Origin of the sequence: Labedella gwakjiensis (assembly GCF_003014675.1) — a bacterium.
Taxonomy (GTDB): Bacteria; Actinomycetota; Actinomycetes; order Actinomycetales; family Microbacteriaceae; genus Labedella; species Labedella gwakjiensis.
The window spans coordinates 2,073,234-2,091,974 of sequence record NZ_PYAU01000001.1 but is presented as its reverse complement, the minus strand read 5'-3'; the positions used below and the strand labels follow the sequence as shown (position 1 = coordinate 2,091,974).

The window sequence follows — 18,741 nt, the reverse complement described above, 5'->3', positions numbered from 1 at the left end:
ATCGGCCATCTCATTGCCGTCGTGCCCGTCACGCGCCATGATCGGCACGGGGCCTCTCGGTCCTCCCGATGCGGAAGGCGCGCCATGAGCGAACCCCGATCCCTCTCCTCCCGTTTCGGGCTCGTGCGGATGGCGCCACGCGACCCGGCCGAGCCGCACCGCACGGCGTCCGGACTCGAGCTGTTCTTCGACCTCGTGTTCGTGGTCGCCGTCTCGATCGCTTCAGGGAGCCTGCACCATTTCGAGGCCGACGGCGAGATCGTGAGCGGCGTCGGCCAGTATCTCGCTGTGTTCTTCGCGATCTGGTGGGCGTGGATGAACTTCACCTGGTTCGCCTCGGCGTTCGACACCGACGACTGGTTGTACCGCGTCACGACGATCGTCCAGATGGCCGGCGCCCTCGTCGTCGCTGCGGGCGCCAAACCGGCGATGGAGCACGGGGACTTCGGGCTCGTGGTGATCGGCTATGTCGTGATGCGCCTCGCGATGGTCACGCAGTGGCTGCGTGCGGCGGCCGGATCCCCCGAGCATCGGGCGACCGCCCTGCGGTACGCCTCCGGCATCACCGTCGTTCAGGCGCTGTGGGTCTTGTGGTGGGCCGCGGACGTCGAGGCGCTGTACTACGTCGGCTTCGTGGTGCTCGCTGCCGCGGAGCTCGCGGTCCCGGTCTGGGCGGAACGGGCCGGACTCACACCGTCGCACCCGCACCACATCACCGAGCGCTACGGACTCTTCACCCTCATCCTGCTGGGCGAGTCGATCCTGGCATCGGCGAACGCGATCATCGACGCGATCGATCACGACGAGAAGCTCGCCCCGCTCGTGACCATCGCCGTGACGGGTCTCGTCCTCGCCGCCGGCATGTGGTGGGTGTATTTCGCACGGCCACAGCACGAGCGACTCACGACGATGCGCGGCACGTTCACCTTCGGCTACGTGCACTACGTGATCTTCGCGGCGGCCGGAGCGTTCTCCGCCGGCATCGAGGTGGCCATCGACCACGACACGCATCAGACCGACCTCGATGCGGCCGTCGCCGCCGCGACCACCACGGTTCCCGTCGCTCTCTTCGTCCTGGGAATCTGGTTCCTCGCCCTGCGCGACCTGCTGCCGCGCTGGGCGAACATCGCCTTCGTGGCGCTCGGGGTGGGGATCGGCGCGAGCGCGCTCGGCCCGTTCAGCCTCGTGGTGGCGGCCGCGGCGATGATCGCGATCGTCGTGATCCTCGAGGTCACCCGCACCCGCACGCACCCCTGACCCTCCCCCTCCCCCTCACGAAATGCAGCTTTTGAGCGTGTTTACGCCGGCGTACCGGTGTAAACACGCTCAAAAGCTGTATTTGGGGGGTCAGGGGTGGGCGCGGAGGAGGGCGGTGTGGGCGCCGAGGGTGAGGGTGTCCGTGTCGGACGTGATCGAGAGGAAGTCGGCGCCGTGGGCCGCGAAGGCCGCGGCTCGCTCCGGGATGCCGGCGAACGCGCCGAAGCGGATGCCGGCAGCCGCGGCCGCCGCGGCGACACGGGCGAGTGGCGAGTCCGCTCCCGTGTCGGCGAGCAGCTCGTCGATCGTGATGCCGAGGGCGGCGGAGAGGTCGAACGGACCGACGAACAGCATGTCGACGCCGGGGAGCGCCGCGATCTCGTCGACCGCCGCGAGCGCGCCGGCCGTCTCGATCATGATCGCGAGGAGGATGCCGTCGTTCGCCGCCGCCACATCGGCCGGGGCTCCGTACGGCGCACGGATCGGGCCGAAGCTGCGGCGGCCGAGCGGCGGGAAGTAGGCGGCCTCGACCACGCGGCGGGCGTCGTCGACGCCGTCGACCATCGGCACGATCACGCCGGCCGCTCCGGCGTCGAGTGCCCGCCCGATGAGCCCGAAGTCCGCGGCGCGGGGGCGCACGACGATGCGCGCCCGCTCGCCCTTCCCGGTCGCCGCGGGACCTGCGAGGTCGAGCGCGGCGAGCACGCTGCGATCGTCCCACCGCCCGTGCTGAGCGTCGAGGCAGATCCAGTCGAGACCCGTGGCACTGAGCGCCTCCACGGCCGCCGGTGAGTCGATGAAGCTGAAAGCGCCGTACTCGATCGAGTCCGTGGTCATGTCGTCTCTCCTGTCGTCGGTGACGTGGGACGTGCTGTCGATCCGGCGGGGGCCGGCGCCGTCGCGAGTTCGCGGGCCCGCGCCAGTCCGGCGTCGGCCGCCGCGATAACGCTACCGCCGAGGTCCCGCTCCTCGAGCACCGAGACGGCGTGGTGGGTGACCCCCTGCACGCTCGTGATGCGGCGTCGGAGCTCGGCGGGGTCGTCGCCCGTCTCGGCGATGAGCGCGCCGGCCCCGGCGAGCACGCCTCGAGCGATCCGCGCGGCCTGATCCGGAGCGAAGCCCTGATGCTCGGCCGCCGTCGCGAGCTTCTCCGCGAGGAGGAACATGAGCGCCGGGCCCGAACCCGAGAGCATCGTGAGGGCGTCGAGCCCGTCCTCGTCCACCTCGATGACGTCGCCGAGCGCCGCGAAGAGATCCCGGACGACGGCGACGTCCGCCGGGGCGGCGGCCCCGGCCGCGAGACCCGCGATCCCCGCGTTCACCTGCGACGGCGTGTTCGGGAGCACCCGCACGACGGGATTCGTCCCGCCGAGCGCCGTCCGCAGGGTGTCGAGGCGGACGCCCGCCATGACCGAGACGACGATCGCACCGGGTTCGAGGGCGCCGGCGATCCGCGGCGCCACCTCGTGGAGCATCCACGGCTTGACAGCGACGACGACGAGCCCGGCGCCACGGACGGCCCGCGTCGCGGCGGAGGCATCGTCCTCGAGCGACAGCGCGGTGACCCCCGGCCACGCGATCTCCGCCGCTCGGGACGCGGTGCGGGAGACCGTGAGCACGGACGGGAACGGCACACCGGCGCGCTGCCATCCGGCGAGGAGCGTGCGGGCGAGCGACCCGGCGCCGATCACCGCGAGGGCGCGGGCCGGTGCGGTACCGGCCAGGTGCGGGTCCGTCACGAGGCCGCGACGGCTACGCGACCGCGGCTCACGACCGTGCGCGCGCGTCCCTCATCCGAGATGACGGCGATGTCCTCGAGCGGATTCCCCGACCAGATGACGAGGTCCCCGAGCGCACCGGCCGCGATCCGGCCGAGATCGTCGCGCTGCAGCAGCTCGGCGTTCGCGGAGGTGAGCGAGCGGAGCGCGTCGAGCGGGCTCGACGCCTCCGCCTGCAGCCGCACTCCCACGAGCTGGTCGGAGGCGAGGTCGCCCATGAGGTCGGAGCCGAAGCCCACGGTGACGCCGGCGTCGAGGGCGAAGCGCACGGCGTACTTGCCCGCCTCGAGGACCTGCTTGTTCTTCGCGGCGGAGACGGGTGAGAGACCCACTTCGTCGCCGCGTCGGTCCATCGCGTCATAGGCGGCGAGTGTGGGCACGAGGACCGCGCCGGCCGCGGCCATCGCAGCGGCCGTCTCCGGGTCGAGGAGATTGCCGTGCTCGATCGATCGCACGCCGTTCTCGATCGAGTGGCGGATCGACTCCGGCGAGTACGAGTGGGCGGCGACGTAGCTGCCGCGCCGCCCCGCCTCCTCCGTGACCGCGCGCACCTCCTCCGCCGAGTACTGCGCCGGCCGCAGCGGGTCGGTGAGGGAGGCGACGCCGCCGGACGTCATGATCTTGATCGCGTGGGCGCCGTGGTGGAAGCGCGACCGTACGGCGACGCGGAGCGCGTCGACCCCGTCGACGAGCTCGCACATGTGGCCGCCGTGGAAGCACACGTCGTCCTCGGCGCCGCGGTGGTCGCCGTGCCCGCCCGTCTGGCTGAGCGCCGCGCCCGTCCAGAAGTACCGCGGCGAGGGGATGAGGCCACGGTCGATCGCGGCGGACAGCCCGGCGTCGCCGCCGGCCACGTCGCGCACGGTCGTGAAGCCGCGGCCGAGCGCGTCGCGCAACCGGAGGGAGGCCGCGAGCGCGAGGTAGCTCAGGTAGGCGCTCTCGATGCGGCTCGTGATCATCGACACCGCGTAGGCGTGGAAGTGCGCGTCGATGAGGCCGGGGGTCACGACGGCGCCGTGCGCGTCGATCTCCTGCTCGCCCGGTCGGCTCGCACCGACGTCTCCGACCTCGGCGATCGTTCCGTCGACGATGCGGATCGCCCCCTCGACGAGGTCGGCCGAGACGCCGTCGAAGACGAGCGCGTTGCGGACGACGAGGTCGCCGCCGGCCATCGGGCCGCCGGTCATCGGGTGGCCGCCGCTGAACCGCGGAGCTCGGCGGTCGCCGCCTCGTCCACGTCGAACCCGCCGGGTCGCAGCACGACCCCGTACGACGATGCGGCGGCCTCCACGGAGACGAAGCCGTTGCGCACGTCCGCGGCCACGGCCTGCGGGTCGCGCTCGAAAGCCGGACCCCAGCCGCCGCCGCCGCCCGTCGCGTTGACGAGGACGTCTCCAGCCTCGAGGTGGCTGTACTCGCCGGCAGCCCGTCGCTCGCCGGGGAGTCCGGGGTTGATGGTCATGCTGTTCGGCACGGCCTCCTCCCCTCCCGCGACGGCCCACGGCGGGCTCGTCTTGTACATGAGGCCGATGCCGATCGACGGAGCCGTGAAGCGGTACGCCCGGCTCACGCCGACGCCGCCGCGGTGCTTGCCCGCGCCGCCGGAGTCCGGTCGGTACCCGTAGTGGTCGATGATCATCGGCGACTTCGTCTCGAGCACCTCGACCGGGTTGTTGCGGCAGCCGGGCTCCGAGAAGTGCATGATGCCGTCCTCGCCGTCGCCGTCCGCGTGGCCGCCGTAGCCGACGGCCTCGTTCGTGGCCTCGAGCCAGGAGTCGCCGTTCCGCGGGTTGACGCCGAGACCCATCATCGAGTTCACGTCGCCGCCGGAGGATGCCGGCATCCAGTCGGGCATGCCCTGCGCGAGCGCCTTGAGCACCACCTCGCCCGCGAGGAGGCCCGTCCACAGCGTGAACGTGGGCATCGGGGGGACGGCGTGCATGACGCTCCCCTCCTTCGTGATCACGCGGAGGGGCGCGAAGTTGCCTGCGACGACGGGGCTGTCCGGCGTCGTGAGGGACTTGAAGACGAGGCTGCAGAGCGCCTCGGTCTGACCAGGCGGGAGGTTGATCGGGCCGACCACGCCGAAGGCGCTGTCGCTCCAGTCGATGATGAACTCGTCGTCCGTGATCGTCACGACGGCGTCCATCGCGACGGGCGTGGACTTGTCGATCCCGTCGCTGTCCATGAAGTCGCGCGCGTGCCACGTACCCTTCGGGAGCTTCGCGAGACCGATGCGGGCGAGCTTCTCGCCGTGCTCGTTGATCGCGCGCATCGCGTCGGCGAGGGTCTCCACTCCGTACTTGTCGGCGATCTCGCGGGTGCGGGCGACACCCGCGTGGACCGCCGAGACCTGCGCCTGGAGGTCGCCGATGGTCCGCTCGGGCATCCGGCTGTTGAAGCGGATGATGTTGAAGACGTCGTCGCACTGCTTGCCGCCCTGGTACAGCCGCGTGCCCGGGAAGAAGATGCCCTCCTGGTACATGTCGGTGGAGTCGAGCACGTAGCCCGCGTCCTTCTGCATGAGGTCGAGCACGTGGATGCGCACGGAGGCGTAGCCGATGAGCTCGCCGGAGCTCGCATGGATTGGCCCGAAGACGAGGGTGTCGAGGGCGTGAGCCGACGACCAGTACGGGTAGTTGAGGAGGAACACGTCGCCTTCGCCCATGGCATCCACCCCGAGGAACTCGACGGCCTTCTTGATCCCGTAGTCGTTCCCACGGGTGAAGATCGCGATGCCGGGGGCGTCGGCCACGACGTCGCCGTTCACGTCGTGGACGCCCACGCCGTAGTCGTGGATCTCGTACACCACCGTGTTGTAGGCGGTACGGCACAGGTTGTGCGCGACCTCGGCGGCCGCGGCGATCAGGCCGTGACGGATGACTTCGATCGTGATGGCGTCGCTCATCGGACGGCTCCTTCGAGGGCGGGGGAATCGGAAGCGGTGACGGGTTCGGTCTCGATCGCGATGACGAGTTCGCCGTATCGACCCACCGTGAGGACGTCGCCCGCGTGCATGACGGTCGTCGCGGTGTGCTCGGTGATCACGGCCGGGCCGGGGATGCGGTCGCCCATGAGGAGCTGCTCACGGGAGTAGAGGCCGTACACCGTCTGCTCGTCGTCGGAGAGGTGCACGATGCGATCGCCGAGTCGTTCGGGCCCGCCGTCGACCCGGTCGGCCATCGTGGGCAGCGAGGGCTTGTCGATCACGCCGACGCCGCGGACGCGGAGCGTCGTGATCTCGACGGGGTCGGACATCGTGTGCCCGTACTGGCGCTCGTGCAGCTGCGCGAACGACGACTCGACAGCGGCCGCGAATCCGTCGCCGATCGGCGGGCAGGCCACGGTGACGGAGTGCTCCTGCCCCATGTACCGCACGTCGATCGTGCGCACGAGCCGTCGGTCGGACTCGGCGAAGCCCTCGGCCTCGAGCGCCTCGACCGCCTGGGCCTCGAGCGCGGCGAACGACGCGGCGATCTGCTCCGCGTCGATGTCGAGCAGCGGGGTGATGGAGGTGCGCGAGAAATCGTGCTGCACATCCGCCATGAGCATGCCGAGGGCCGAGAACGCACCCTGTCCCGGCGGGACGACGACGGTCGGGATGCCGAGTTCTCGCGCCACGTCCACCGCGACGAGCCCGCCTCCGCCGCCGAACGAGAGCAGAGCGAAGTCCTGGGGGTCGAGGCCGAGCTCGACGGTGATGCCGCGCACCGCCCCGACGATCTTCGTCGTCGAGATGCGGAGCATGCCGCGCGCGAGGGCGCGCTCGCCGAAGCCGAGAGGCCCGGCGATCGTCGCGAGGGCGTCGATCGCCCGCTCCTCGTCGAGAACGAGCGTGCCGCCGAGAGGGGTGTCCGAGCCGAGGTAGCCCACGGCGAGCGCCGCGTCGGTGAAGGTCGGCTGGGTGCCACCGCGTCCGTACGACGCGGGGCCGGGCATCGCTCCCGCGCTCTGCGGGCCCACCTGCAGCACGCCGGCCGCATCGAGGTAGCCGAGCGATCCGCCGCCCGCTCCGATCGTCTGGATGTTGAGGGAGGGCGTCGTGATCGGCAGTCCCTCGAACTCGGCTCCCTGGTGCATGAGCGGCTCGTGGTCGAGGACGAGGGAGGCGTCGAGACTCGTGCCGCCCATGTCGATCGTGATGAGGTTCGGGGTCTCGATGAGCTTCGAGAACGCCGCGGCGCCGATGACGCCACCGGCGGGGCCGGAGAGGATGAGGTTGACGGGCTGCTGCTTCGCGGCCGCGGCCGTCATCGCGCCGCCGCCGGAGCGCGACATGAGGAACCGGCCGGCGAAGCCGCCCTGCGCGAGCTCGTCCTCGAGCACGTCGAGGTAGCCGCGCACGATCGGCTTGATGTACGCGTCGAGGACGGTCGTGCTCGTCCGCTCGTACTCGCGGTACTCGCGGGCGAGCTCGTGCGAGAGCGTCACGTCGACACCCGGTGCGACCTCCTCGAGGATCTCCCGCATGCGCGCCTCGTGGGCCGCGTTCGCGTACGAGTGGAGGAAGGTGACGGCGACCGACGCGTAGCCGCCTGCCGCGATCTCCGAGGCCACCCGGCGGGCGTCGTCCTCGTCGAGCGGGGTCGCCACGGTGCCGTCGAAGTAGCTGCGCTCGACGACCTCGAAGGTGTCGGCGCGCTCCACGAGTGCCGCGGGCTTCTTGTAGCGGATGTCGTACATCGCCGAGCGGTCCGTACGACCCAGCAGGTAGACGTCGCGGAATCCGGCGGTCGACACGATCGCGGTGCGCGCACCCGTCCGGGTGAGGAGGGCATTGAGGCCGAGGGTCGTGCCGTGGTTGAACATCACGATGTCCTCCAGGGTGGCCTCGGCGGCCGAGAAGCCGGCGAGCACTCCGTCCGTCGGCGCCGACGGCGTGGTCGGGACCTTCTCGAACCGGAGTTCGCCGGACGCGGGCGTGAGCTTGACGACATCGGTGAAGGTGCCGCCTACGTCGATGGCGACGCGGACTCGTTCAGACATGGGGGGGTCCTTTCGGAAGGAGGGAGACGGACGTCAGCGGCGCTTGACGCCGGCGGCGGCGAGGCCCACGGCCGCGAGGATGATGGCGCCCGTGACGAGGTCCTTGATCTGCGGGTTGAAGCCGAGGATGTCGAAGCCGTTGCCGATGAGGGCGATGAGGAAGACGCCGGCGACGGAGCGCCACACGGCGCCGACGCCGCCGTAGATGCTCGTGCCGCCGAGGATGATCGCGGCGATTGCATCGAACTCGAGCCCCGCTCCGGCCTGCGGCTGTCCGGACGCGATGCGCGAGACGCCGATCGCGGCGGCCATGCCGGCCGCGAGGCCGCTGAGCGCGAAGACCATCACGCGCGTGCGGTCGACGCGCACGCCGGAGAGCTGCGCGGCGTCGGGGTTGCCGCCCACCGCGAAGACGTGCCGGCCGAAGACCGTGCCCTTGAGGAGGAACCACATGAGCGCGACGAAGACGATGAGGATGAGGACGGTGTAGAACACGCCGCCGACGCGGCCGCGGCCGAGCTCCGAGAAGCCGGGGAGCGCCACCTGGATGAGCGATCCGCCCGTGATGAGCACGGCGATCGCCTTGAAGATGAGGCTCGACGCGAGAGTCGCGAGGAACGAGTGCACCCGCAGCACGGTGACGGCGAGGCCGTTGAACACGCCGAGGGCGAGCCCGATGACGGGCGGGGCGAGGAGGCCGAGCACGACGTTGCCGCTCTCGACGGCCACCCACGCGGCCGCGACGCTCCCGACCGCGTAGATCGCGGCGGTGGAGAGGTCGAAGGAGCCGGAGATGATCACGAACGTGCCGGCCACCGCGATAAGCGCGAGGGGCGTGTTCTGGTTGATGATGTTGATGATGTTCGCGAACGTGAAGAACGACGGCGACGCGATCGCGAGCACGATGAGGAGCGCGACGAGGAGGATCAGGACGGCGTAGTCGCGCAGGAACGCGAGGGCCTTGGCCGGCGTGATGCGCGGTTCGGACGCGCGGACGGTCGTGCTGGTCATGCGATGGCTCCGATTTCCTGTTCGACTGAGAAGAGATGCGCGAGGAGGTCGCCGACGCCGAAGACGGCCGGGTCGACCTCGCCCGCGATGCGGCCGTTGCTCACGGTGTACGCGCGGCTGCTGAGCGCGAGGACCTCCTCGTGCTCCGAGGAGATGAGGAGCACGCCGACGCCGCGATCCGCGAGGTCGGCGACGAGCTGGTAGATCGTGGCCTTCGCGCCGATGTCGACGCCACGGGTCGGCTCGTCGAGGATGACGAACGACGGGTCGCCCACGAGCCACTTCGCGAGGAGGGCCTTCTGCTGGTTGCCTCCGGAGAGGCCGCCCACCTCGAGTCCGATACGCGGCGGGCGCATGCTGAGAGCCTCGGCGAGCGCCGTGGCCTCCGTCCGCTCGGCCGACCGTCGGATGACACCGGCGGTCGCGAAGCGGTCGAGGAAGGCGAGCGAGATGTTCTCGCGCACGCTCCGCTGGAGGACGAGGCCCTGCGCGTGCCGGTCCTCCGGCACCATGACGAGTCCCTCGGCGATCGCACGGCGCGTGTTCCACCGGGTGCGCGTCGTCCCGCGGAATGTCAGCGTGCCCGCGGTGAGGGGATCGGCCCCCGCGAGGGCCCTGGCGATCTCGGAACGGCCGGAGCCGACGAGACCGAGCAGGCCGACGATCTCGCCGGGCCGCACGACGAGGGAGGCCTCCTCGACGCCCGTCGCCGTCGCGATGCGATCGGCGACGAGGACGGGCTCGACCTCCGGGTCGGCCGCCGGTCGTCGATCGGGGAAGGTCACCGACAGCTCGCGGCCGAGCATCGCCTGCACCATCGACGCCTTCGTCTCGCTCGCCGCGGCACCCGTGCGCACGCGCACCCCGTCGCGCATGATCGTCACCGTGTCGGCCACCTCGAGCACGGCGTCGAGGAAGTGCGAGACGTACACGACGCTCCTCCCCTGCTCGCGCAACTGCACGACGAGGCGGTGCAGTCGCTCGGTCTCGTGCGCCGTGAGGGAGGAGGTGGGCTCGTCCATGACGATCACGCGGGCGTCGCGGGCGAGCGCCCGCATGATCTCGACCTTCTGCTGGTCGGCGATCCGCAGGTCGCCGACCCGCGCCTTCGCGTCGAGCTCGAAGTCGGCGAGCGCACGCAGTGTTTCGAAGCGCTCGCCGTTCCTCCGGTGGAGGATGCCGGCGGTGCTGGCCTCGACACCGAGGAAGACGTTCTCCTCGACCGTGAGATCGTCCACGAGCGAGAGCTCCTGGGCGATCATCACGACGCCGCTCCGCTGGGCGCGGACCGGATCCCACCGGCCCACCGCCTCCCCGTCGACGCGCAGCTCGCCGGAGTCCGGCGCGTAGAGCCCGGCGACGATCTTGCCGAGCGTCGACTTGCCCGCGCCGTTCTCGCCCACGAGGGCGTGCACGGCGCCGGCGCGGAGCACGAGGTCGACTCCGTCGAGCGCCTGGGTGCCGCCGAAGCGCTTGGAGACGCCGCTCAGTTCGACGAGCGGGGTGGTGGTGGTGTCCATGGGATCCGATCCGTCCGATGAGGGTGAGGGGGATGGTGCGGGTCTAGCCCTCCCACTCGCCGGTGAAGTCGGGGGTCTCCTCGAGCGTCTCCTTGGTGGCGTACGGCTCGACCTCGCCGACCTCATCGGCGTTCACGTAGGACTCGACGTCGGCGCCGGTCAGGGCGTTGTAGAGCTGCTGCATCGCGGCCGCGCCCATCGAGACGGGGAAGTTGATGTAGTCGGCCTGCCAGATGCCGTCGCGCACGTTCTGGATCGACTCGGTCGTTCCGCCGCCGCCCGTGAGGTACACGGACGAGGGGTCGATGCCGGCGTCCTCGAGCGCGATCTGCGCGCCCTTCGTCTGCTGGTCGGCGTTCGAGAGGATGACGTTCACGTCGGGCGTCGACTGCAGCACGTTCGTGATGGTCGTGGCCGACTGGTCGGGGTCGTAGTTGCCCTCGACCGTCGTGACGATCTCGATGTTGTCCTCGGCCTCGAGGACCTCGCGGTAGGAGGCCTCACGGGTGACGTCGAGCGGGGCGTTGAGCTGACCGACGAGCAGCACGACCTTGCACGGGTCGATGTCGGCGCAGTAGGACACGACGTCCTCCGCCTGCTTGGCCGCGGCCTCGCCGGCCGGGACGGCGACCGTGGACACGACGCCCTCGACCTGGGGCTCCATCTCCTCGATCTCCGGGCCGATCGGGTTGAGCACCGACGCCACGGGGATGCTGTTCGACAGGGGGAACGCCGCGGCGAGGGCCGGGCCGTCGAACGGGACCACGACGACGCCGTCGTACTTGTCCCCGACACCCGCCGTCTCCATCTGGCTGAGCTGCGTGTCGGCGTTGAACGCCCCGTCGAGGAGCGTCAGGTTGATGTCGGCGTCGAGCTCGTCCGCCATGTTCTGGACGCCCTCGGCGACGGCCTGGTTGTAGCCGTTCTGGCTCGAGGAGAGCAGCACGGCGATCTCGTAGCCGTCCTCGGACGCACCGGTACTGCCGGTGTCACCGCTGCAGGCGGTGAGGGCCGATGCTCCGAGGAACACCACGGATGCCGCGACGGGGAGCCGCCACCGGCGACGATTCGATGTGAACAACTGCTACCTCCAAGGAGTGAGTCGGCGGACGCCGGGATGAGTCTTGCCGTGGTGCGTGTCAGTAATATGTCACACTTCGCATTACAGCGGTTTATCTCTTATGTAACGGACGCATTTCGTCTGGCGCGGCGGTCGAGAACCGCCCGACGTCTGGACGGCGCGACGAACGGGCCGACCCTCGCGGGGCGGCCCGAACGACGAGCGACGCTACGCCGAGACCGAGTGGTCCACCTCGAAGAGGCGCGCGGACCCGACCTCCACGCCCGCGAGGATCGCGACGAGTCGTTCGTTGCGGCGGCGCGGGTGGTCGAGCCACTCCTGGTAGGCGGCGGGGTCCGGCCAGAGCGCGGTCACGACGATCTCGCCCGAACCGTCGACGGCCACCGAGATCTCGGAGGCGACGGCGCGAGACTGGTCGAGCGAGAACTGCAGGATGTCGGCATCCCGATACACCTCGAGCACGTCGGCGACCCGCTCGGGGGCGGGATACAGCGACAGGATGCTGCGGATCATGCGGCGCCACCGCCGGTTGCTCCGGCGCTGGCGGCCAGCTGACCCCACGACGCCGACTCGCCCGCCGACGAGCGCCGCTGCGGCACTCCCCACGGGTTGTCGTCGCGCAGCGGCGGCGGCAGGATGCCGTCGGGTGCGTTCTGGTAGGTGACGGGGCGGAGGAAGCGCGAGATCGCGGCCGTGCCGACCGATGTCCCCGCGCCGCCGACGGTGGCCGGGAACGGGCCGCCGTGGGTCATCGCGGGCGTGACGGCGACCCCGGTCGGCCAGCCGTTCACGATGACGCGGCCCGAGTGGGCCGCGATCGCCGCCGCCAGGTCGGTGAATCCGGCGGGGTCCTCCCCCGGCGCCGTCTGGATCGTGCCCGTGAGGTTGCCAGGGAAGAACTCGTCGACGAGGCCGGGGAGGTCCGCCGGGTCGTCGTAGTCCACGACGATCGCGAGCGGTCCGAAGGCCTCGTCGAGCAGAGCCTCGCGCTCGCGGCGGAGCGTCGCGACGTCCGTCCGCGCGATTGTGGGTGTGGCCCAGGCGCCGGCCTCGTCGTCCGTCACGTCGCCGCCCGCGACCGTCTCGACACCGTCGGTCGAGAGGATGCGCTCGCGCCGATCCCGGAACCCGTCCGCGATGCCGGCGTGGAGCAGGCGGTGCGGAGCGACCCCCGCGGCCGGAGCGGCGACGGGGAGGTCCGCGCCGCGCGGCACGAAGAGGAACCCGGACTTCGTGCAGAGCTGCCCGGCGGATCCGCTGACGCTCGCGACGAACGCCTCGGCGAGCGGGCCGAGGCCCGCCTCCGCAGCGGCGGGCGTCACGAACACGGGATTGACGCTTCCGAGCTCACCGAAGAACGGGATCGGGACGGGACGGTTCGCCGCGATGGCCGCGAGAGCGACCCCGCCTCCCGTCGAGCCGGTGAAGGCGGCCGCCGCGATGCGCGGGTCGCGGAGCGCGGTGATCCCCGAATCGCGTCCGAAGACGATCCCGAAAGTCCCCTCGGGGAGCCCGGCCGCGACGAGGGCCGTCGCGACGATCTCCGCCGTCCGCTGCGACAGCTCCGGGTGACCCTCGTGCGCCTTCACGACCACGGGTGACCCCGCGGCGAGCGCTGCCGCCGAGTCGCCGCCGGCGACGGAGAACGCGAACGGGAAGTTGCTCGCGGCGAAGTTGAGGACGGGTCCGAGGGGCACGAGGTAGCGCCGCACCTCGGGGCGCGGCCCCAGTACGAAGTCGGGATCGGCGTCGTCGATGCGCACATCGAGGTAGGCGCCGTCCACGACGGTCTCGGCGAAGAGGCGCAGCTGCACGGTGGTGCGCTTCAGCTCGCCGCGCAGACGCGCCTCGGCGAGGCCCGTCTCGCGCATCGCGATGGGCACGAGCTCGTCGGCCGCACCATCGAGAGCATCGGCCGCGGCCACGAGGGCCTCAGCACGCACCCGCGGAGCGGACGCCGCGAGGGCCGGCGCCGCCTGTGCGGCGGCGTCGAGGACGGCCTCGAGTTCGGTCGGTGTCGTGTCGTTCACATGGTCCTCCTGGACGGTGGTGGATCAGAACTCGAAGCCCTGGGGGAACGGATCGGAGGGGTCGAGCATGTACTGGCCGATCCCCGTGACCCAGGCGCGCCCGGTGATGGTGGGGACGACCGCCGGCATGCCGGCGACCTCAGTCTCCCGCACGAGGCGACCGGTGAACGTCGACCCGATGAAGGAGTCGTTGCGGAAGTCCTGGTCGAGCGGGAGCTCCCCTCGTGCCCACAACTCCGCCATGCGCGCCGATGTCCCGGTGCCGCACGGCGAACGGTCGAACCATCCGGGGTGGATCGCCATCGCGTGGCGCGAGTGTCGCGCGTCGGAGCCCGGGGCGATGAACTCCACATGGTGGCAGTGATCGACGCCGTCGATCGTGGGGTGCGACGGCGGGTCCTGCTCGTTGATCGCCGCCATGATGGCGAGACCGGCCGACAGGATCTCCTGCTGGTGCGAACGGTCGAACGGGAGCCCCACGGCATCGAGGTCGACCATCGCGTAAAAGTTGCCGCCGAAGGCGAGGCTGTACGGGACGGTCCCGAGGCCGTCCACCTCGATCTCGGCGTCGAGCCGAACGGGGAAAGACGGCACGTTCTCGATCGTCACGGAGTCCGCGTGGCCGTCGCTCACCGCGACGCGCGCGATGACGAGGCCGGCCGGAGTGTCGAGCCGGATCTCCGTGACCGGCTCGACGACCTCGACCATCCCCGTCTCGACGAGCACCGTGGCCACGCCGATCGTGCCGTGACCACACATCGGCAGACACCCGGAGACCTCGATGAAGAGGACCCCGAAATCCGCGTCGGGACGCGTGGGCGGCTGCAGGATCGCACCGCTCATCGCCGCGTGTCCGCGGGGCTCGTTCACGAGGAGCTTGCGGATGTGGTCGAGGTGCTCGATGAAGTGGAGCCGCCGCTCGTTCATCGTGCTGCCGGGGATGACGCCGACGCCGCCGGTGACGACGCGCGTCGGCATCCCCTCGGTGTGCGAGTCGACCGCGGTGTAGAGACGGGAGGAGCGCATGTCAGACGAGCGCGGGGGTCCGCGATGCGAGATAGTCGATCGCGCGCTGCATGTCGGCGCGCACGCCGGCCTCGTGCTCGGGCGTGAGGGGACCGCGGGGCGGGCGCGACGGTCCGCCGTAGCGGCCGACCATCTCCATGCTGAGCTTGATGGCCTGCACGAACTCCACGCGGGAGTCCCAGCGGAAGATCGCGACGAGCGCCTTGTAGAGCTCGCGCGCCTCGTCGATCCGGCCGGAGCGGACGAGGGTGTAGATCTCGACGGACTCGGCGGGGAACGCGTTCGGGAAGCCGGCGAACCAGCCGACGGCTCCGTCGAGCAGGAGCTCGAAGACGACGTCGTCGGCGCCGGCGATGATGTCGATGTCGCACAGCTCGGCGATCTCGAAGGCGCGGCGCACGTCGCCCGAGAACTCCTTGATCGCGACGACGTTCTCGATCTGCGCGAGCTCCGCCACGAGGTCGGGTACGAGGTCGACCTTGGTGTCGATGGGGTTGTTGTAGGCCATGATCGGCAGGCCCACCTCGGAGATGGCCGCGTAGTGGTCGACGACCTGGGAGCGGCTCGCGCGGTACATCGTCGGCGGGAGCGAGAGCACACCCTTTGCGCCGTCCTCCGCCGCGAGCTCCGCCCAGTACTTCGCCTGGTGCGAGCCCGGACCGTGCACGCCGGCCACGACGATGCCGCGGTCGCCGACGGCCTCGACGGCCACCTGGATGACGCGTCGACGCTCGGCGTCGGTGAGCGAGGAGTACTCGCCGAGCGAGCCGTTCGGCCCGACGCCGTCGCAGCCGTTCGAGACGAGCCAGTCGCAGTGCTCCGCGAAGCGGTCGTAGTCGACCGCGAGGCCGGCGGGGGCTGAGGCGTCCTCCTTGTAGGGGAGCGCCGTGGCGACGATGACGCCGCCCAGGATGCTGCGAGGTTCCATGGTGTTGTTGGTCCTTTCGATGTCTCAGGGGAGTTCCGGGTCGTCGCCGATCGACGCCAGGTCGCCGAGCCGCTGGGGCGTGACGATCGGGCGGCGGTCGGTCGTGACCGAGTCGAGGAAGCGGTCGCCGGGGGAAGCCGCGATGAGCAGCTCCTCCACGGTGCGTCCGCAGATGCGGCCCTGGCAGATGCCGAGACCGGCGCGCGTGCTGAGCTTGAGCGAGCGGAGGCCCTCTCCGTCGGTCGCGGCGGCGGTCGTGCAGAGCCGCCCATAGCCGACCTCCTCGCACCGGCACACGATCGTGTCGTCGTGCAGCCAGTGCCGCCAGCCGGGGCGGATGCCGTGGGCCGCGCCGATGCGCGTGGCGAAGTCCGCGAAGACGCGACGCCGGCGCACCGCGTCGGCCGGAGCGTTCCGTCCGGCCGCCGCAGCGCCGCCGACGGCGCCCTCCGCGAGCGCGAGGTCGACCCCGCCGATGCCGGTGATCTCGCCCACGGCGAAGACGCCGGGCACGCTCGTCTCCTGCCGGTCGTCGACGACGACGAAGCGGTCGGGGCCGAGGGCGCAGCCCGCCGCGACGGCGAGCTCGAGCCGGGGGGTGAAGTCGTGGCTCACGCACACGGCATCGGCCGCCACGCGTCGCTCGGTGCCGGGGATCGGACGCCAGTCGGCGTCGAGCCGCGCGATCGTCACGGCCTCGACGCGATCGGTCCCGTGGGCAGCGACGACGGCGGATCCGGTCCGGTACGGGATGCGTCGCCGGACGAACGTGGACACGTAGCCGACGAGCTCCCCCGCCTTCGAGCGTGCGCCGAGCAGACGCCAGGGGCGAGGAGACCAGCCGCGCAGGATGCGACCGACGCGGTTCGCCTCGACGACCTCCACCACGCGGGCACCGGACTCGGCGACCGACGACGCGACCGGGAGGAGGAACGGGCCGGCGCCGCCGACCACCACGCGCTCGCCGACGCGGACGCGCTCCCCCTTCGCGAGGGCCTGGGCCGCGCCGCCCGTGAAGACGCCGGGCAGATCCCACCCGGGGAACGGGAGAGTGCGGTCGTGCGCCCCCGTCGCGAGGACGAGCGCGTCGGGCTGGAGCGCCGTCATCCGCGCGCGGGTGGCGTCGATGCGTCCCGTCGAGACGTTCACGGTGAGGCCGGAGGGCGACGACGCCGAGCGCTCGATCGACCACACGGCCGAGGAGAGCAGGACGGTGCACGCCGGATCGCCGAGCACGCGATCGCGGAGGGCGCGGTAGAGAGCGAAGCCGTGGTGGAGGCGCGCCTCGCCGGCGCCCGCACGCTGCTCGGGGAGGTGCCGCCAGTACTGGCCGCCGGTCTCGTCCGAGGAGTCCACGAGCCAGACGTCCGCTCCGGCGTCGAGGGCCGCGACGGCGGAGGCGAGGCCGGCGGGACCCGCCCCGACGACGAGCACGCGGGTCACGAGGTCGCTCCGTCGGCGCGGCCTGCGGGGTCGGCGTGATCGGCGGTGTCGGGATCCTCCACGGGCACCGGGGGCAGGTCGCGCTGGGTGCGCAGCTCGTCGCCGTTCGACGCGCGGCGCTGGCAGAGCCTCACGTCGCGCTCCCCGTTCACCTCGGCGATGCAGTCGAAGCAGACGCCGATCCCGCAGAACACGCCGCGGGGCCGGGCGCCCGACGACGTCGCGCGCCAGCTCATCCGACCGCACCCGAGGAGCACGCCCGCGAGGGTCTGTCCGTCGACGCCGTCGAAGCTCTCTCCGTCCAACGTGATCGACAGCGGACCGGAGGCTCGGGGCCGCACGGCGTCCGTCGAGGAGGGGATGCGTCGCGCGCTCATGCGACGACCTCCGCGAGGAACGGCGCGAGCGTCGGGCGCGAGAGCGAGAACGGCGTGGCGTCCATCGGCGCCGGGCGGCCGCCCAAGAGGGCGGCGAGCATCGCCGCGGTGCCGGTCGCGAGACCGATCCCCGCGCCCTCGTGCCCGTTCGCGTGCCAGAGTCCGGGCACGCGGGGGTCCTCGCCGATGATCGGCAGGTGGTCGGGCATGTAGGGACGGAAGCCGCTGTACGTGCGCATGAGCGAGGCGCCGGCGAGGAACGGGAAGAGCAGGATCGCCTTGCGCGCGAGTTCGGCGACGATGCGGCTGCGGAACTCGTCCCGGAAGCCCACCTGCTCGCGGGAGGAGCCGATGAGCACCGTTCCCGACGCGGTCGACTCGACCACGCTGCTCGTCTGGAGGTCGGCAGCCGAGGAGCCCACGGCGCCGACGTAGTCCGCGTCGTAGACCTTGTGGAAGACGCGGTGGGGCATGCGCGTGGTGACGAGGACCATGCCACGACGGGGGCGGACCGGAGTCGGCGCCCCGAGGGCCTCGCCCACGGCAGCGCCCCACGGCCCCGCGGCGTTCACGACGGCGTCCGCGTGGAACGCGGCCTCGACGCCCGACGAGGTGCGCGCCCGGACGCCCACCAGGGCTCCCCCGCCGTCGCGGACGGCCCCGACGACCTCGTGGCCGGTGAGGACGCGCGCACCCGACCGACGGGCCGAGGCGAGGAACGCCTCCGTCGCGATGACCGGCTGGATCTGCGCGTCCTCCGGATAGTGGATCGCCGCGGTCGTGGAGTCGGTGAGGTGGGGTTCGAGGGCGCGGGCCGCAGCGGCGTCGATGACGTCGGCGCGCACGCCCGCCGCGCGCTGCGACGCGGCGAAAGCGAGGAGCGGCTCCGCGCCGGTGGCCGTCGTGGAGACGACGAGCCCGCCCTTCGGCTCGAACTCGATGGATGGGAAGGCGTCGCCGAGCTCCTCGTGGAGCTCGCGGGCGATCTGCGGCCAGAGCGAGCGCGAGAGCTGGGCGAGCTCGAGCTCGGCTCCCGGTCCCTTGTCGCTCACGAGGACGTTGCCCTCCCCGCGACCGGACGTGCCGGAGGCGGCGGCCGTGCGCTCGAGGACCGTCACGTCGTGTCCGTCGCGCGCGAGTTCGCGGGCGAGGGCGGCCCCGAGGATGCCGGCGCCGATCACGACGATCCGCTTCATTCCCGCACCTCCCCTCTCCTGTGGCTCCTCAGTAATATGTCACACATCCTGTTACACCGGTGTTACGGTTCGGCGACGAATCCGTGAGGTCGGCGATCGGGCGGCGTT

General features: G+C 71.5%; 16 protein-coding genes. 1 reads left to right on the top strand and 15 read right to left on the bottom strand.

Going from position 1 to position 18,741, the window contains the following annotated elements:
- Positions 1 to 84 precede the first annotated feature (84 nt).
- On the top strand, positions 85 to 1,257 hold the full coding sequence (locus tag CLV49_RS09895; RefSeq protein ID WP_243696623.1) for a low temperature requirement protein A: 1,173 nt from the start codon (positions 85 to 87) through the stop codon (positions 1,255 to 1,257).
- A gap of 90 nt (positions 1,258 to 1,347) precedes the next feature.
- Here CLV49_RS09895 and CLV49_RS09890 read toward each other — a convergent pair whose 3' ends face one another.
- The 15 genes from CLV49_RS09890 to CLV49_RS09820 form a co-directional block, all read right to left on the bottom strand.
- Complete coding sequence (locus CLV49_RS09890; RefSeq protein ID WP_106563398.1) at positions 1,348 to 2,094, bottom strand: HpcH/HpaI aldolase family protein; 747 nt, start codon at positions 2,092 to 2,094, stop codon at positions 1,348 to 1,350.
- A complete protein-coding gene (gene proC, locus CLV49_RS09885) occupies positions 2,091 to 2,996 on the bottom strand; it encodes a pyrroline-5-carboxylate reductase (protein WP_106563397.1) in 906 nt (301 codons plus the stop codon). Before proC ends, CLV49_RS09890 begins: the two co-directional genes overlap by 4 nt.
- Positions 2,993 to 4,222, bottom strand: coding sequence for a metal-dependent hydrolase family protein (locus tag CLV49_RS09880; protein WP_243696624.1), 1,230 nt, complete (start codon positions 4,220 to 4,222; stop codon positions 2,993 to 2,995). The genes proC and CLV49_RS09880 overlap by 4 nt, the downstream gene beginning before the upstream one ends.
- Positions 4,219 to 5,943, bottom strand: coding sequence for a hydantoinase B/oxoprolinase family protein (locus CLV49_RS09875; protein ID WP_106563396.1), 1,725 nt, complete (start codon positions 5,941 to 5,943; stop codon positions 4,219 to 4,221). Before CLV49_RS09875 ends, CLV49_RS09880 begins: the two co-directional genes overlap by 4 nt.
- The gene (locus CLV49_RS09870; RefSeq protein WP_106563395.1) at positions 5,940 to 8,021 is read right to left on the bottom strand and encodes a hydantoinase/oxoprolinase family protein; all 2,082 of its coding nucleotides are present in this window, start codon (positions 8,019 to 8,021) and stop codon (positions 5,940 to 5,942) included. The genes CLV49_RS09875 and CLV49_RS09870 overlap by 4 nt, the downstream gene beginning before the upstream one ends.
- A 33-nt stretch (positions 8,022 to 8,054) precedes the next feature.
- Complete coding sequence (locus CLV49_RS09865; protein WP_106563394.1) at positions 8,055 to 9,032, bottom strand: ABC transporter permease; 978 nt, start codon at positions 9,030 to 9,032, stop codon at positions 8,055 to 8,057.
- On the bottom strand, positions 9,029 to 10,552 hold the full coding sequence (locus CLV49_RS09860) for a sugar ABC transporter ATP-binding protein (RefSeq protein ID WP_158261945.1): 1,524 nt from the start codon (positions 10,550 to 10,552) through the stop codon (positions 9,029 to 9,031). Before CLV49_RS09860 ends, CLV49_RS09865 begins: the two co-directional genes overlap by 4 nt.
- A gap of 43 nt (positions 10,553 to 10,595) precedes the next feature.
- On the bottom strand, positions 10,596 to 11,633 hold the full coding sequence (locus tag CLV49_RS09855; protein WP_106563392.1) for a sugar ABC transporter substrate-binding protein: 1,038 nt from the start codon (positions 11,631 to 11,633) through the stop codon (positions 10,596 to 10,598).
- A 207-nt stretch (positions 11,634 to 11,840) separates the two neighbouring features.
- Entirely contained in the window at positions 11,841 to 12,146 is a 306-nt protein-coding gene (locus tag CLV49_RS09850; protein ID WP_106563391.1) for an antibiotic biosynthesis monooxygenase family protein, read from the bottom strand.
- Entirely contained in the window at positions 12,143 to 13,663 is a 1,521-nt protein-coding gene (locus CLV49_RS09845; RefSeq protein ID WP_106563390.1) for an aldehyde dehydrogenase (NADP(+)), read from the bottom strand. The genes CLV49_RS09850 and CLV49_RS09845 overlap by 4 nt, the downstream gene beginning before the upstream one ends.
- Before the next feature lie 24 nt (positions 13,664 to 13,687).
- Positions 13,688 to 14,689, bottom strand: a complete 1,002-nt coding sequence (locus tag CLV49_RS09840) for a proline racemase family protein (protein WP_106563389.1) — start codon at positions 14,687 to 14,689, stop codon at positions 13,688 to 13,690.
- A gap of 1 nt (position 14,690) precedes the next feature.
- Complete coding sequence (locus tag CLV49_RS09835; RefSeq protein WP_106563388.1) at positions 14,691 to 15,617, bottom strand: dihydrodipicolinate synthase family protein; 927 nt, start codon at positions 15,615 to 15,617, stop codon at positions 14,691 to 14,693.
- 24 nt (positions 15,618 to 15,641) lie between these two features.
- Complete coding sequence (locus CLV49_RS09830; RefSeq protein WP_106563387.1) at positions 15,642 to 17,060, bottom strand: FAD-dependent oxidoreductase; 1,419 nt, start codon at positions 17,058 to 17,060, stop codon at positions 15,642 to 15,644.
- A complete protein-coding gene (locus tag CLV49_RS09825) occupies positions 17,057 to 17,437 on the bottom strand; it encodes a (2Fe-2S)-binding protein (protein WP_106563386.1) in 381 nt (126 codons plus the stop codon). Before CLV49_RS09825 ends, CLV49_RS09830 begins: the two co-directional genes overlap by 4 nt.
- Entirely contained in the window at positions 17,434 to 18,633 is a 1,200-nt protein-coding gene (locus tag CLV49_RS09820; protein WP_106563385.1) for an NAD(P)/FAD-dependent oxidoreductase, read from the bottom strand. The genes CLV49_RS09825 and CLV49_RS09820 overlap by 4 nt, the downstream gene beginning before the upstream one ends.
- Positions 18,634 to 18,741 lie beyond the last annotated feature (108 nt).